We start from the raw sequence: 14,105 nt of genomic DNA on the forward strand, positions 1-14,105 counted from the left end.
CGCTTGACCTGCGGGGACGCCCTGCGGGCCGTCATTGTCAAAGCCGCGCGAGGGCATGGCAACGGGCACTTCCACTACCTCACCTAGTGGGCGAGGGAGCCCTTGAATCCGGCCCGGGATTGTGCCGGGCCGCCGCACCGGACACAGACCGCGCCTCACACTCCGTCAGAAGGACGACAGAGGCGGTCCGGCAGCTCGATGCCGGTGACCCGGGCCGGCGACCCGGGCCGATGTGTCGCGTATGCCTGCTTCCGTATGCCAGATCCGCCTATGTCGGCCACACGCCCGTACTATCGCGGCACGTTGATGGAGACCGGACACGTGAGGAATGTCACTGACTTTCCCCACAGCCTTCCGGTATCCGGCATGCGGGGCGATGCGGTCAGGCATCGGTGACCGTGCAAAACCGGACCAGGTGTCGGCGGTGACACAGGCCAGAATCACGCTGCGGGCATCCAGATGCCACCGCATTCCAAACGATCATGAACACTCGGGTGCCTCCTACGCCGACTCGGCCGAGCACGGCGGTTGGCACGGCTGGCCAGTCTTGAGCACGCCACCCATCGAAGAGCCGGCCCGTGGCGAGCACCTGGAAGGTGAGGGCATCGACGAACTCTTTGTGCTGATTGCGCTGGTACACGTCCGAGCAGCCGATTTGGTGCCCAGCTCCGCGTCCAGCTCGGCGACGGTGAAGCCGGCGGCGCGCAGCACGACCGCGAACGCGACTTCCAGTTCACGGCCAGTGCCGTACAGCAGGCCTGAGCGCACCCGGACAAAGGCGTTGGACGTGGCGGTGGGTGATCAGGCAGACGGCGAGCCCGAGGAACGCTTCGTGGATGTCGTCGCACCGTGCGAGGAGTTGAGGCTGGCGCAGGTGCTGTGGAGCGTCACGGCCAAGGACTACGAGACGACCGACTCGGCCCTGATCACCAAGCGGGTGCCGAGCTCCCGGGCTCCCTGCGCAGGCACGCCGACCTCAACGTGCCGGGCCGCCGAAGCATCCGCGCTTCGGTCCCGGCCGACGGCAGGTGCCTTCCTGGTGCGGCAACGCGCTGCCGTGGCGTCCGTCGCAGCGGATCAGGGCCGGCAGACCATGCCCTGCTGGAGCTTGGCCGGGGCCAGCAGCCGCGGCACCGTGACGATGGTTTGTGCAGGTCGTGCCGTCCGCGCCGCCTAGTTCGGGTGGAGGACGGCGTGGATGGCCGGGGCGAGGCCGGCTTCGATCTCGTCCGGCGTCAGGGTGGTCACGGCCGGCAGGCGCAGCAGGTAGCGGGTGAGTCCCAGGCCGAGGAGCTGCGCGGAGACCAGGCCCGCGCGCCGGGCGGCGAGGTCCGGGCCGAGGGCCGCGGCCAGGGCCGGGGCGACCTGGGCGGCGAAGATCTCGTGCATCCGTGCCGCGGCCTGTTCGTTGGTGACCGCCGAACGCATCAGGACCAGCAGTGCGTCGTCGGCCGGGTCGCCCTCCCAGCGTGTGAGGAAGTGCCGCACGAGGGCCTGGGCGAGTTCGTCCGCCGGGACGTCCGTGAAGTCGGGAAGTCGCAGGTCGATGGCGAGTGTCGCGTCGAAGAGCTGTGCCTTGTTGCCGAAGTAGCGCATGACCATGGACGGGTCGATGCCCGCGTCGGAGGCCACGGCCCGGATGGTGGTGCGCTCGTAGCCCTGGGCCGCGAATCGTTCGCGGGCGGCGCGCAGGATCGTGGCCTTGGTGCGGTCCGAGCGCCTGTCGGTGGGGCCGGTCTCGGTGTCTGGGGTCATGCCCACAACTGTAGGCCAACACGTGTTGACTTTCCAGTGCGGAGGTGCACATCATGTCAACGGCTGTTGGCCAACAGTCATTGGCCAACAAGTGTTGGCTATTGCTGGGTCAGAAGGGAAACCCCGCCATGAACACCACCGCACTCCCCGGCCGGACCGAGGTCGCCGTCGTCGGCGGCGGTCCGACCGGACTCGCGCTCGCCGTCACCCTCGCGTCCGCCGGCATCGACTTCGTCGTCCTGGACCGGCTGGCCGAGGGCGCGAACACCTCGCGTGCCGCGGTCGTACACGCCCGCACCCTGGAGGTCCTGGACGAGCTCGGCGCCTCCGCGGAGCTGATCGCACGAGGCGTTCAGGTCACCCGCTTCGCCGTCCGCGACGGCGCCCGCCCACTGCTGACGGTGCCGTTCGACCGGCTGCCCACCTCTCACCCGTACACGCTGATGGTTCCCCAGTACGAGACCGAGGGCGTGCTGCTGGCCCGGCTGCGCGCGCTGGGCGGCGAGGTGCACCGCCCCTACGAGGTCGCCTCCGTCGCGCAGGACGGGGAGGGAGTGACGCTCACCATGACCACCGGCGAGACGCTGCGCGCCGCGTACGCCGTCGGAGCCGACGGCATGCACAGCACCGTGCGCGAAGCGGCGGGCATCGGGTTCACCGGCAACGCCTACGCCGAGTCCTTCGTGCTCGCCGACGTGATGATGGAGTGGGCCCCGGGCCCCCTTGAGGTCTCGCTCACCTTCGGCACCGCCGGACTCACCGTCGTCGCCCCGCTCCCCGGCGCCCACTACCGGGTCGTCGCCACCGTGGACGACGCGCCCGCGACGCCCGATCTCGCCTTCGTGCAGCGGCTGCTCGACGAGCGGGCCCCCGGCCAGGCCAAGGTCACCGGCCTGGCATGGTCGTCGCGGTTCCGGGTGCACCACCGGGTCGCCGACCGCTACCGCGCCGACCGTCTGCTGCTGGCCGGCGACGCCGCCCATGTGCACAGCCCCGCCGGCGGCCAGGGCATGAACACCGGCATCCAGGACGGCTATGCCCTCGGCCGGGCGTTCGCCACCGGGCGGCTCGACGGCTACGAGGCACAGCGCCGCCCCGTGGCCCAGCGGGTGGTCGCCTTCACCCACCGGATGACCCGCGTGGCCACCGCGCGCAACGCGATGGCCCGCGGGGCACGCAACATCGCCCTCCCCCTGCTCGGCCACACGGCCATGCCCAGGAAGCTCGCCACCGAGCTCGCCGAGCTCAACTACCGGTGACGCAGAGGGTGTTCGGGAACCTCTCAGACCGTCGTCTCCTCGAAGGCCAGCACGTCGTGGCCGGTGTCCCAGAGCAGGGCCAGCAGGGCGCGTACCGATGCCTGGTCGGCGTTCTCGACGATCAGCACGGTCCCGTCCGGGCCCGGGGCCGACACGTGGTCGAACCTGGTCCGGATCACGTCCAGCAGGGCGCGGCAGATCGGTCCGCGCAGCGTCAGCTCGTAACGCGAAAGGGCCATGCGTGCAGGGAACCCGCCGCCCGGGTGGCCGCGCACCACCCGCCGGCAGAAGCACCCGGGGTGGGGTCAGATCAAGCCGAGCCTGCGGGCCGCTGTGACGGCGTCCTGCCGGGAGGCGACGCCGAGCTTGCGGTACAGGCTCTTGTTGTACGCCTTGACCGTGTTGATGGACAAAAACAGCGCCGCCCCGATCTCCCGCTGGGTCGCCGGCCCCTGCAACGCCCGCAGGATCGACCATTCGCGGTCGGTCAGTTCCTCCGCGAGGACACCGGAGCGTACGGCGGTCCGCGTGCCGATGCGGCCCAACCGCGCCTCGCTCTGCTCAAGCCGCCGCTTCGCGTAGGCGCTCACCGGCTCCTCGTCCACCACTTCGCGGGCGCGGGCCAGTGCGGCGCGGGCGGCGGGCCGATCCCCGCGGGCGAGTTCGGCGTCGGCGAGGTACAGCAGGCCGAGGAAGAGCACGGTCGGCCGCGGGTGCAGTTCGGCGAGGGTGACCGCGCGGCGCAGCAGGACGGCGGCTTCCTCCATGTCGGCGTTCTGGTAGCGGCGCCTGGCCTGGGCGATGCGCAGGGGGGCCAGCCCCGGCGTACTCGTCTCCCGCCCGTCGCGCTCGACGGCGTCGGCGAGCGGACGGGCCTCGCGCAGGACCCGGTCGCAGTCTTCGCCCCGGCCGGCTTCGACGAGGCTGATCGTCAGCGTGCCGGCTCCCTGAAGCATCAGTGACGGCGGCCACGCCCTGCGGTGGGCCGGTGACGACCACAGGTGCAGCAGCAGCGTCGCGGCCTCGTCGAAGCGGCCGTCGCGAGCCAGCATCGCCCCCAGCGCGGCCCGTACGGTCGGATGCCCGGCGGCGCCTGCCCCGGTTTCCTCCCGCAGTGCCTGCCGCACCATGGCGACGGATCGCGCGGCCTCGGCATCCGGCATGCCGAAGCCCGCGCGCACGCAGAGCACGGCGCTGCGGAAGCTGTGCCAGCCGGGGACGGCGGTGTCCGGGGCACCACCCGCCTCGCAGACGTCCAGCCAGCGGTTCACCCGGTCCTGGTCGCCGCACAGTGCCGCCGTGTAGGCCAGCGAGAAGGCCAGCTCCGGGCCCACCGCCCGGCTGGGCAGCCGCTCGCCGAACTGCAGGTAGGTCGCCGCGGCTCCCCGGGGGAAGAACCAGCTCTCCGCGTTGCGCAGCATCAGCTCGGCGGCCTTGTCGTCTTGGCCGGCCCGCAACAGGTGGTGCACCGCGTCGTCGATGCGGTCCTCGTCGGCGAACCAGGCCGCGGCATGGCCCAGGACCTCCCGTGGGTCCGCCGTGGCCTCACGTCCCAGAACCTCCCGGAGCAGATGATGACACCGATACCACCGCTGCTCGTCGTCCAGGGCGGCCACGAACAGATCGGCCCTGACCAGATCGGACAGCACCTCGGCCGATCCGGTCACCTGCAGTGCGGCGTCGCACAGCGGACCGGAAAGGCGTTCGAGCGGTGCGGCCCGGATGAGCAGGTCGCGATGGCGCGGCGCGAGGCCGGGCAGCACCTCGGCCGCGAAGTAGTCCAGCAGATGCCGGTCGTCGGCGTGGGCCTTCGCCGGGTCGGCGCGCAGCGCGAGGGCGGCCAGCTGCAGGCCGGCCGCCCACCCCTCCGTCCGTTCCCATACGGCTGCTGCCACCGCCTCGTCGAGGTCGTGCCCGGACACCGCCGCCACCAGGGCCGCCGCCTCCTGCGGCGAGAAGCGCAACTGTGCAGCCCGCAGCTCGGCCAGGTCGCCGCGGGCCCGCAGCCGTGCGATCGGCAACGGCGGGTCGGTGCGCGAGGCGATCACGATCCGCAACGAGGCGGGCAGGTACGCCACGAGGTACTCGACCGCCTCGTGGATCCGCCGATCGGCGAGCAGATGGTAGTCGTCGAGGACCAGTACGTGCGGTACCGCGGTCGCCGCCAGTTCGTTCAGCAGCATCGGCAGGGCGAGGTCGACCGGGGAGACGCCGGCCGCGTCCAGTGCCTGCAGCGGGGCCCTGCTGATCGCGTCGCCGGCATTGTGCAGCGCGGTGAGCACGTAACTCCAGAACCGGACGGGCTCGTCGTCGCTCTCGTCGAGCGAGACCCAGGCGATGCGGCGCTTCTCCTCGGGGTCCGCCGCCCAGCCGCTGAGCAGACTCGTCTTGCCCCAACCGGCGGGCGCCACCACCACCGTCAGACGGGTCTCGGCCAGGCGCAACTGCCGCTGCAGGCGTTCCCGCGGGACCGCGCCGGCCCGGGCCGGCGGGATCATCTGCTTCACGGCCAGCAGTGGCCGCGTAGGTATGTCCGACGTCACGACGCTCCCGACCTGCGGCGCGGCACCGCAACCCGACGCCGATTCTGCCAGCCCCACCACCCCGGGTACATCTCGCGGCGGGGTGGTGCGCAGGCACCCTGTCCGGCGCGAGTCTCCTGCCACAACCGGGGGCCGCGCGACAGGAGAGACGTCATGGCCAATGACACCGTCACGGACGAACCCCCGGAGACCGCCTTCACCCGCAGGGACGCGCTGAAGCTGACCGGCCTCGGCATCGGCTCGGTGGCCGCTCTCGGCGTGGGCGTCGGCGGGGTCCGGGCGATCACCAACGGCGCCTTCAGCGCCGGATCCGGCGATCCCTACGAGCTCTGGCACGACTGGGCCTCGTTGTCCGGCGTCGAGAGGGTGGTCGCCGCCGGCGTCCTGGCGTGCAACCCGCACAACACCCAGCCGTGGCGCATCCGCGCCGCCGCAGACACCCTCGACGTCCACTCCGACCCCAGCCGGCGGATGCCGCTCAACGACGCCAGTGGCCGCGAACACTTCGCCGGGCTCGGCTGCGCCGTGGAGAACATGGTGATCGCCGCCGGAGCGGCCGGTCTCACCACGAAGGTCACCCTCTTCCCGGACGGCCTCGCCTCCGACCATGTGGCGCGGATCGTGCTGCGCGAGGGCGGCAGTGGGCAGGACCGCGACCTCGCCGCCGCGATCCCGTACCGGCACACCAACCGCGGGCCGTACAAGTCCACGCCCGTCGACCTGGCCGGCTTCACCGAGCAGAGCTCCCGCATCGACGGTGCGCGGGTGCTGTGGATCACCGACGGGGCGGCGCGTGAGCGGCTGGGCCGGCTCTACGTCGAGGCCACCGAGGCGATCACCGCCGACACCGCTCAGTCGGCCGAGGCGTTCACCTGGTTCCGCAGCTCGCGCGGCAGCATCGACCAGCACCGCGACGGGCTCACCCTCGACGGTCAGGGTCTGGGCGGGCTGACCCTGTTCGCCGCGAAACTCCTGCCGGCGCAGTCCCGCAAGGACGGCGACGCCTACTGGGTCAAGGCCACCCGCGAGGTGCACACCGCGACCGCGGCCGCCTACGGCGTCATCGCCGTCGACGACGTCACGGACCGAACCGCCCAGGTCAACGGCGGACGGCTGCTGGCCCGGATGCACCTGACCGCCACCGCGCTCGGCCTCGGCCTGCACCACATGAACCAGATCACCGAACGCATCGACCGCGACACCGCGGCCGGCAACCCCGATGTCTTCTCCGCCCGCTGGGCCGCTCTGCTCAGCCGCCCCGCCTCAACCGGCCTGCTGTCCTTCCGCATCGGCCACCCCGAGCGCACTGCGGGCCTCAGCCCGCGTCGCAGCCTCGACGACGTCGTAACCGGCTGACCCTCACGGGGCGGTGAGTCCGCTGCGCCGCCCGTCCACCCGTTCCGTTTTAAAGGAGACTCCCCCATGCCCGGCTCCCCCGTTTCGCACCCGGCCACCGGACCAGTGCGCGCCGTGCGCACCGGCCCCGTTCTGGCCGTCACCTGCCTGGCCCTGGCGACCGTCGTATCGGCGATGGCATCGCTGAGCGTGGCGCTGCCCGACATCGCCCGGGAGACACACGCCAACCAGACCCAGCTGTCGTGGATCATCGACGCCTACAGTCTGATCTTCGCATCGTTCCTGCTGCTCGCCGCGACCCTCGGCGACCGCTTCGGCCGTCGCAGGGCATTGCTGGGCGGTGTCGGACTGTTCGCGGGAGTGTCGCTCGCCGCGACCTTCACGACCGAACCGGGCGTCCTGATCGCCCTTCGCGCGGTGCTCGGCGTGGCAGCCGCATTCGTCATGCCCGCCACCCTTTCCACGATCACCAGCACGTTCCCCCGCGCCCAGCAGGCGCGTGCCATCAGCATCTGGGCAGCGGTCGCGGGCGCCAGCGCCGCGCTCGGACTCTTCGCCTCGGGAGCGCTGCTCGAGGCGTGGTCATGGCGATCGGTGTTCTGGCTGAACACCGTGATGGCCGGGGTGGCGTTCATCGGCACCCACCTCTTCGTGCCGGAGTCCGCGCAGCCGGGCAAGCAGCGGGTGGACGTGACCGGAGCGGCTCTGACGGTGGCCGGGCTGGGAACGCTGGTCTACTCGGTCATCGAGGCGCCCGAGCACGGCTGGGGCAGCACGCGGACCCTGGTGGGCATGGCCCTCGGGCTCGCCGTCCTCGCCGCCTTCGTCGCCTGGGAACTGAAGCACCCGCACCCCCTGCTCGACCCGAGGCTGTTCCGCCACAAGGCGTTCGCGGCCGGATCGATCTCGACCACACTGCAGTTCTTCGCCTTCTTCGGATTCATCTTCGTGACCATGCAGTACCTCCAGCTGGTGCGCGGTGACAGCGCCCTGATGGCCGCGGTGAGCGTACTGCCGATGTCCGCGGCGATGATCCCCAGCGCCCGGCTCACCCCGCGCCTGGTCGCCCGGCGAGGCGCCCGCGGCCCCTGGACCGTCGGCCTTCTCCTGGTCACCACCGGCCTGGTCGTGCTGGCCCAGCTCGACGCCGGCAGTTCGTACTGGCTGGTCGCCGGCGGGCTCCTGCCGCTCGGCGCGGGCATGGGCCTTGCCACGACGCCGGCCACCGCGGCGATCACCGACGCCCTGCCGCCCCGTCTGCAGAACGTGGGATCCGCCGTGAACGACCTGTCACGCGAACTCGGCGGCGCCCTGGGCATCGCCGTCCTCGGCAGCCTCATGAGCGCCCGGTACCGCGACGGGCTCGACACCAGCGGGCTCCCCGCCCCGGTCGCGCACGCGGCACGCTCCTCCCTCGCCGCCGCCAACCACATCGGCCACGCCACGGGCAACCCCGCACTGATCGAACGGGCCCGCGACGCCTTCGCCTCCGGAATGCACCTCGCACTCCTCAGCGGCGCCGCGACCACCGCCCTGGCCGCCGTCGTCGTCACCGGCCTGCTGCGCCGCACCGGCAAGCCCGGCACGGTCGCCGTGCACACCCAGACCGACGGCACCGGCACCGACCGCGACGCGGCGAAGGCGACGGCGTAGCCACCGAACGACCGCCGGACGAACGACCGCCGGACACATCCACCACGACGGGCGGCGCGAGGGACCACGATGCGTCCCGCGCGCCGTACCGGGAAGGAAGCGACATGACTCCGCCGCGCACTCAGACGGCGCACCAGCCCGGACCTCCCCCACTGCCCGAGCCCCTGGAAGCCCTCACCCGCGCCTCCGCTCTCCTCGGCACACGCGGCACCGGGCTCGTCATCACCGCCCTCGCCAAGGGCCCGGCCGACCTCCACCTCCTTCGCGAGCGCGCCCCCGGCCTCAGCGACGGCCTGCTCACCCGGCGCCTCCGGGAGATGACCGCCCTCGGCCTGGTGGCCCCCACCGCCCACCCCGGCACACCGACACCCACGCTCTACACGCTCGCCTCCCACGGCAAGGCGCTCCTCATTCCCCTGGCCGCCCTGACCGTGTGGGCACAGGACCATCTCCCTGCGACCGCGTCCGAGGAAGCCCGTTCCGCGCAACGCGACCGGCCCAGGGCGCACTTGTGACGCGGCTCCGTTAGGGCAGGGAGAGGGCGAGGCTGCCGCTGCGGAGGTTCGTGCCGCAAGACGTTCCGGCCTTGTCCCGCGTATCGGTTCAACCGGCCGATGCGATCTCCTTCGCGTCCTGTGTCACGTCAACAGAATCTGACTCGCTGAACCCTTTGAAGGAGAGAAAATGGGCGCGCACGAAAACGTGGACCTGGGTCATACGGTGGCCGGCTGGACCGGAACAGCCGTCGCACTGGCCGGCTTCTGCGTCGCGGGCCTCGGAGTGATCACTGTTTCCACGGCGTTGATCATCTCCGGTACGGCGGTGATCGCCCTGGCCGCGGCCATCACCTGGCTCCTGCACCTGGCGGGCTGGGGGAAGCCCAGCGGCCCCCGCCCAGCCGACCAGTGGGACTGGCGGGTGAAGGATCCCGGCGCCCGGCGGGGGCACCCGGACTGCCTTGGGTGCCGCATGGCGGGGAGGCGGGTCGAGGCGGTCACGAGGCTCGCAGAGCCGACGTCCACAGCGGCCACCTCGCCGCCGCGCCAGAGCCTGCACCGTTCGAGTTCGAGCACGCAGGGCGCAGGGCGTGCCTGAGATCCCGTCTGCGCGGGCGGGCCGGCCAGGGGCCCGGCGCGTCCATTCGCATGGTGCCGGGCATGCACACCAACGACGCCCAGCGGGACAATCCGAGCCGTCAGGACACCCTCGGTCGTCCTCCAACCGGCTGCGCGGAAGCGTCTCTTGGACAGAATGCAGAGGGGAAGCCTTCGATGGCAGCTGAGAACACACCTGACGGCGTGCGTGCCTGCGAGGACGGTGTAGCAGCCGGGGACGGTCTCGCGGCCAACCGGGCCCTGTGGGACGACCTCGCCGAGTTCCACGGAACCGACCCTGAAGACCGGTCGTACGACGTGCCGTCATTCCTCGCCGGCGGTCAGACGCTGCGCGGGATCGAACGTGAACTCGCGGGCGACGTGGCAGGCAAGGATCTCCTGCACCTGCAATGCCACTTCGGGATGGACACCCTGAACTGGGCGCGCCTGGGCGCACACGTCACCGGCGTGGACTTCTCCCCCACAGCGATCGCACGAGCGCGGACCTTGGCGGAACAGACGGGTCTGGCCGCGGAGTTCGTCGAGGCGGACACCCAGCACCTCCCCGATGCGCTGGCAGGCAGGTTCGACCTGGTCGTCGCCACCTATGGAATCCTGTCGTGGATCGGTGACCTGGATGCCTGGATGGGCGGCGCTGCGAGAGCACTGCGGCCGGGCGGCCGACTCGTTCTCGTGGACCTTCACCCCGTCTTCCAGACGGTGCTCACGTTCGACCCCTTCGTGGCCGACTGGCCCTACGGCGGCGGCGCGCCCCAGCATGACGCGATGACGGGCACGTACGCCCACGCCGACGCCCCCTGCGAGCCGAGGAAGTCCACCCAGTACCCGTACTCGGTCGGCGAGGTCGTGACGGCGGCCGCTGCGGCGGGGCTGGTCGTGGAGCGGCTCGGCGAGCACACGCAGACGGAGACGGACGGTCGTCACATCCTCCCGCGGGGTCCGGACGGTCTGTACCGGTTCCCCTTCGGCGACACCTACCTGCCCATCCTGTACTCGCTCGGCGCGGTTCTCCCGGCGGCGCCAGTGATCCGACCCCAGGAGGCCCGGAGGACGGCTCGCGGCCCAGCACCGGGCACATCACCTCACGGTCGTCCGGCCTGATGCGGACCGGGGTGGGCGAGCACGGCGCGGTGACGTTACGGCGGCGGACCGCTCGCGGCGGTGCGGCGACCGCGGCGGCGTCACGGTGTCCGGCGCCGTGTGCGTCATGGTCCTGATCGGCGTCATCGGCGGGAAGGTCACCGACGAGACCGGGGAACTCCTGGCGTTCTACGGCTTGCCCGCTGGATCTGCCGTGCGCGGCCGTGGGCGCGGTCGTCGGCGGGTCCCGGTGCGGCAGGTACCCGTCTTGCGCCCGCCCCCGTGCTCACGATCCGTCGGCTGGCGCCGCGGGTCGCCCCATGGTGCTGGCTCGTGGAATCAGCCGGTGCGGCGCCCGGATCTCCCTGCCCGGGACGGGGGTCGGGCTGCCGATCCGCTTGAGCAGTCGTTCCACCGCCGTCTCCGCGATCACTTTCTTGTCCGGGGAGACCGTGGTGACGGACGGATTGGAGTAGCGGCCGTCCTCGATGTCGTCGTAGCCGACGACGGCGACGTCCTCGGGGACGCGCAGTCCGCGTGCGGCCAGGGTGTGCAGGGCGCCCAGGGCGACGAGGTCGCTGTAGCAGAAGACCGCGTCGGGCGGTTCCTCCAGGTCGAGGAGGTGGGCCATGGCGCTCGCTCCGTCGGAGCGGTTGAAGCGCGGGGTGGAGACGACGAGTTCCTCGCGGACGGCCAGTCCGGCCCGCTCGTGTGCCAACCGGTAGCCCCGGGTGCGCAGTTGGGCCGCCTCGCCGGTGCGGTAGGGCTGGTCGCCGATCGCGGCGACGCGGCGCCGGCCGAGGCCGAGCAGATGCTCGGTCGCCTCCAGGGAGGCGGCCACGTCGTCGATGCCGACATGGTCGAAACCGCCGTCGCTCACCCGCTCGCCGAGCACGACGAGCGGCAGGCCCGGATCCCGCCCGGAGAGGTCGGACTGGGCGAGGCCGAGGGGGCTGAAGATGACGCCGTCGAAGAGAAGGGACTGGGAGCCCCGGGTGAGGAACTGCTTCTCGTGCTCGGCGTCGCCGTCCGTCTGGTCGATCAGGACGTTGTAGCCCTGGACGCGGGCCGCGCGGATGATGCCCTGCAGGAGTTCGGCGAAGTACGGCGTGTCCAGGTAGGGCACCACGACGGCGATCTGGCCCGAGCGCCCCGCGGCGAGGTTGCGGGCCAGCACGTTGGGCCGGTAGCCGAGCTGGTCGACGGCCTGCTGAACCCGGACCCGGGTGGCCTCGGCGACGGGGGCGTAGCCGTTGACCACGTTGGACACGGTCCGGCTGGAGACGCCGGCGAGCTCCGCGACGTCGCGGAGTGTGACGCCCTTAGCCATATGTCACCTTCATCCCAGATGTCGGTTTCAGCGCTGAAATTTTCCCTCAAGAGGTCGCCTGCGCCTCTTGCAGCGCGGCAACTTCTCGGTTAACACTTTTGCAGCGCTGCAAAGCGTAGCAGAAGGGCCTGGTCCCAGCGGATCAGATACCCAGGGACCGTGGCGTCACCGCGCCGCGGACCGGATCCCCGCGAGCGATCACGGGGATGAACAGGAGGAGCTGCTGTGGGACCAGCAACCTCTCACGGGCCGGGAGCCGCACCCGTCCTGATGGGGCATCACTCTTTACTCACCGCGGTCTGAGCCGTCGTCCGGCGCGCCCGCCGCGCTGATCACCGAGCCGCCTCCCCCCTCACCGACGTCGCGCACGCCCACCCTCCCGCGTCGATCGACGTCCGCCCGCCGGCATCCGTAGGCGGGCAGCACACCCGAGCGCCTCGCGCCCGCGGCAGCCGCCCTTCACCCGCGACGGCGTGCCCGCAACGCCCGCACCCCGTTCACCGCCCTCACGCCCGTCCTCCGTGCGCCCGGCGCGCCTTTGCACACCGTTCCGCACCCCGCACCTCCCCTACTCCGTCCTGCCCTCGGGCACCACACCCAGGAGACCGCTCATGTCGTCCAGCAGAAAGCCCCAGCTCCGTTCCGTCCGCCGAACAGCGTTCGCGGCGACCTCCGCCGCCCTCGCCGGTGTGCTCCTCGCGGCCTGCGGCGGCGGGGGCGGCGGCGGCAGCTCCAGCGGTGCGCCGAGCGGTCCCGTGCACATCAAGGTGTGGGCCTGGTACCCGCAGTTCAAGCAGGTCGTGGCCCAGTTCAACAAGACCCACAAGGACGTCCAGGTCGACTGGGTGCAGGCGGGCGTCGGCCAGGACGAGTACACCAAGCTGAAGACCGCGCTGAAGGCGGGCCAGGGCGCCCCGGACGTCGTCATGCTGGAGTTCCAGGAGCTGCCGACCATCCAGCTCACCAAGGGTCTGCTCGACATGGGCAAGTACGGTGCGAACGAGGACAAGGGCAACTACGTCGACTGGGCCTGGAAGCAGGCCTCCGACGGCGACCACGTCTACGCCATCCCGGTCGACGGCGGCCCGATGGCGATGATGTACCGGGCCGACCTCTTCAAGAAGTACGACCTCAAGGTGCCGACCACCTGGGCGCAGTACAAGGAGGAGGCGGCCAAGCTGCACAAGGCCGACCCCAGCGCCTACATGACCGACTTCGGCAGCGACGAGACCGCCGCCGGCTGGCGCCAGGGCCTGACCTGGCAGGCCGGCTCCCGCCCCTACACCTACTCGGCGAGCAAGCTGCCGGACATCGGCGTGAAGCTGAACGACGCAAGCGCCAAGAAGGTGTACGAGTACTGGGGCGACCTGGTCAAGAACAAGCTGGTCGACACCCAGTCGTACGCCACCACCGACTTCTACAACGGCCTGAGCAGCGGCAAGTACGCCACCTACATCGCGGCCGGCTGGGGCCCGGGCTACCTCTCCAGCGTCGCCGCGAAGACCGCCGGCAAGTGGCGTGTCGCCCCGCTGCCGCAGTGGACGGCCGGCGGCAACGCCCAGGGCGACTGGGGCGGTTCGAGCTTCTCGGTGACCTCGCAGACCAAGCATCCCAAGGAGGCCACCGAGGTCGCCCGGGAGCTGTTCGGCACCTCCGAGGCGGCCTGGAAGATCGGCATCGACCAGGCGTACCTCTTCCCGCTGTCCAACCCGATCCTCAACGGGGCGTACTTCAAGTCCAAGAAGTACGACTTCTTCGGCGGCCAGCAGATCAACTCGGTGTTCGTGCCCGCCGCGAACGGCATCTCGGCCTTCGACTGGAGCCCGTTCCAGGACTACGCCTACAACACCGACACCAGTGAGGTGGGCAAGGCCCTCCAGGGCCAGAGCGCCTGGTCGTCCGTCAACGACGACGTCCAGCAGCAGGTGACCTCCTACGCGAGCAAGCAGGGATTCAAGGTCAGCCAGTAACCGGCCCCGGGTCCCGACTCCCCACCGCCCCCGCCGGCGCGCCC

The 14,105-nt window shown here is 71.4% G+C and carries 12 protein-coding genes; 8 read left to right on the plus strand and 4 right to left on the minus strand.

Going from position 1 to position 14,105, the window contains the following annotated elements:
* The first annotated feature begins 328 nt into the window (after window positions 1-328).
* Window positions 329-1,177 carry a hypothetical protein gene (locus OG852_RS00800; RefSeq protein ID WP_330346810.1) on the plus strand — a complete coding sequence of 283 codons (849 nt, stop codon included), beginning with the start codon at window positions 329-331 and terminating at the stop codon, window positions 1,175-1,177.
* Here the strand turns inward: OG852_RS00800 and OG852_RS00805 are convergent.
* Window positions 1,174-1,755 carry a TetR/AcrR family transcriptional regulator gene (locus tag OG852_RS00805; protein ID WP_133916234.1) on the minus strand — a complete coding sequence of 194 codons (582 nt, stop codon included), beginning with the start codon at window positions 1,753-1,755 and terminating at the stop codon, window positions 1,174-1,176. The genes OG852_RS00800 and OG852_RS00805 overlap by 4 nt on opposite strands.
* Before the next feature lie 128 nt (window positions 1,756-1,883).
* Here OG852_RS00805 and OG852_RS00810 point away from each other — a divergent pair, with 128 nt between their 5' ends.
* On the plus strand, window positions 1,884-3,014 hold the full coding sequence (locus OG852_RS00810) for an FAD-dependent oxidoreductase (protein WP_330346811.1): 1,131 nt from the start codon (window positions 1,884-1,886) through the stop codon (window positions 3,012-3,014).
* Between the two features lie 23 nt (window positions 3,015-3,037).
* Here the strand turns inward: OG852_RS00810 and OG852_RS00815 are convergent, their stop codons facing one another.
* On the minus strand, window positions 3,038-3,253 hold the full coding sequence (locus OG852_RS00815) for a hypothetical protein (protein WP_330346812.1): 216 nt from the start codon (window positions 3,251-3,253) through the stop codon (window positions 3,038-3,040).
* 66 nt (window positions 3,254-3,319) lie between these two features.
* The gene (locus OG852_RS00820) at window positions 3,320-5,512 is read right to left on the minus strand and encodes a helix-turn-helix transcriptional regulator (RefSeq protein WP_330351369.1); all 2,193 of its coding nucleotides are present in this window, start codon (window positions 5,510-5,512) and stop codon (window positions 3,320-3,322) included.
* 198 nt (window positions 5,513-5,710) lie between these two features.
* On the opposite strand from OG852_RS00820, the gene OG852_RS00825 reads away from it, so the two are divergent.
* The 5 genes from OG852_RS00825 to OG852_RS00845 all read left to right on the plus strand — a co-directional run bounded on the left by OG852_RS00825 (window position 5,711) and on the right by OG852_RS00845 (window position 10,782).
* On the plus strand, window positions 5,711-6,913 hold the full coding sequence (locus OG852_RS00825) for an Acg family FMN-binding oxidoreductase (protein ID WP_330346813.1): 1,203 nt from the start codon (window positions 5,711-5,713) through the stop codon (window positions 6,911-6,913).
* A 66-nt stretch (window positions 6,914-6,979) separates the two neighbouring features.
* Entirely contained in the window at window positions 6,980-8,566 is a 1,587-nt protein-coding gene (locus OG852_RS00830; RefSeq protein WP_330346814.1) for an MFS transporter, read from the plus strand.
* 104 nt (window positions 8,567-8,670) lie between these two features.
* Window positions 8,671-9,081, plus strand: a complete 411-nt coding sequence (locus OG852_RS00835; RefSeq protein ID WP_133916229.1) for a winged helix-turn-helix transcriptional regulator — start codon at window positions 8,671-8,673, stop codon at window positions 9,079-9,081.
* Between the two features lie 169 nt (window positions 9,082-9,250).
* Entirely contained in the window at window positions 9,251-9,661 is a 411-nt protein-coding gene (locus OG852_RS00840; protein WP_133916228.1) for an HGxxPAAW family protein, read from the plus strand.
* Between the two features lie 176 nt (window positions 9,662-9,837).
* Window positions 9,838-10,782, plus strand: coding sequence for a class I SAM-dependent methyltransferase (locus tag OG852_RS00845; protein WP_330346815.1), 945 nt, complete (start codon window positions 9,838-9,840; stop codon window positions 10,780-10,782).
* A 265-nt stretch (window positions 10,783-11,047) separates the two neighbouring features.
* Here the strand turns inward: OG852_RS00845 and OG852_RS00850 are convergent, their stop codons facing one another.
* Window positions 11,048-12,091, minus strand: a complete 1,044-nt coding sequence (locus OG852_RS00850; protein ID WP_133916226.1) for a LacI family DNA-binding transcriptional regulator — start codon at window positions 12,089-12,091, stop codon at window positions 11,048-11,050.
* A 611-nt stretch (window positions 12,092-12,702) separates the two neighbouring features.
* Here OG852_RS00850 and OG852_RS00855 point away from each other — a divergent pair.
* A complete protein-coding gene (locus OG852_RS00855; RefSeq protein WP_330346816.1) occupies window positions 12,703-14,061 on the plus strand; it encodes an ABC transporter substrate-binding protein in 1,359 nt (452 codons plus the stop codon).
* Window positions 14,062-14,105: the final 44 nt, after the last annotated feature.

This window comes from Streptomyces sp. NBC_00582 (assembly GCF_036345155.1).
Lineage (GTDB): Bacteria > Actinomycetota > Actinomycetes > Streptomycetales > Streptomycetaceae > Streptomyces.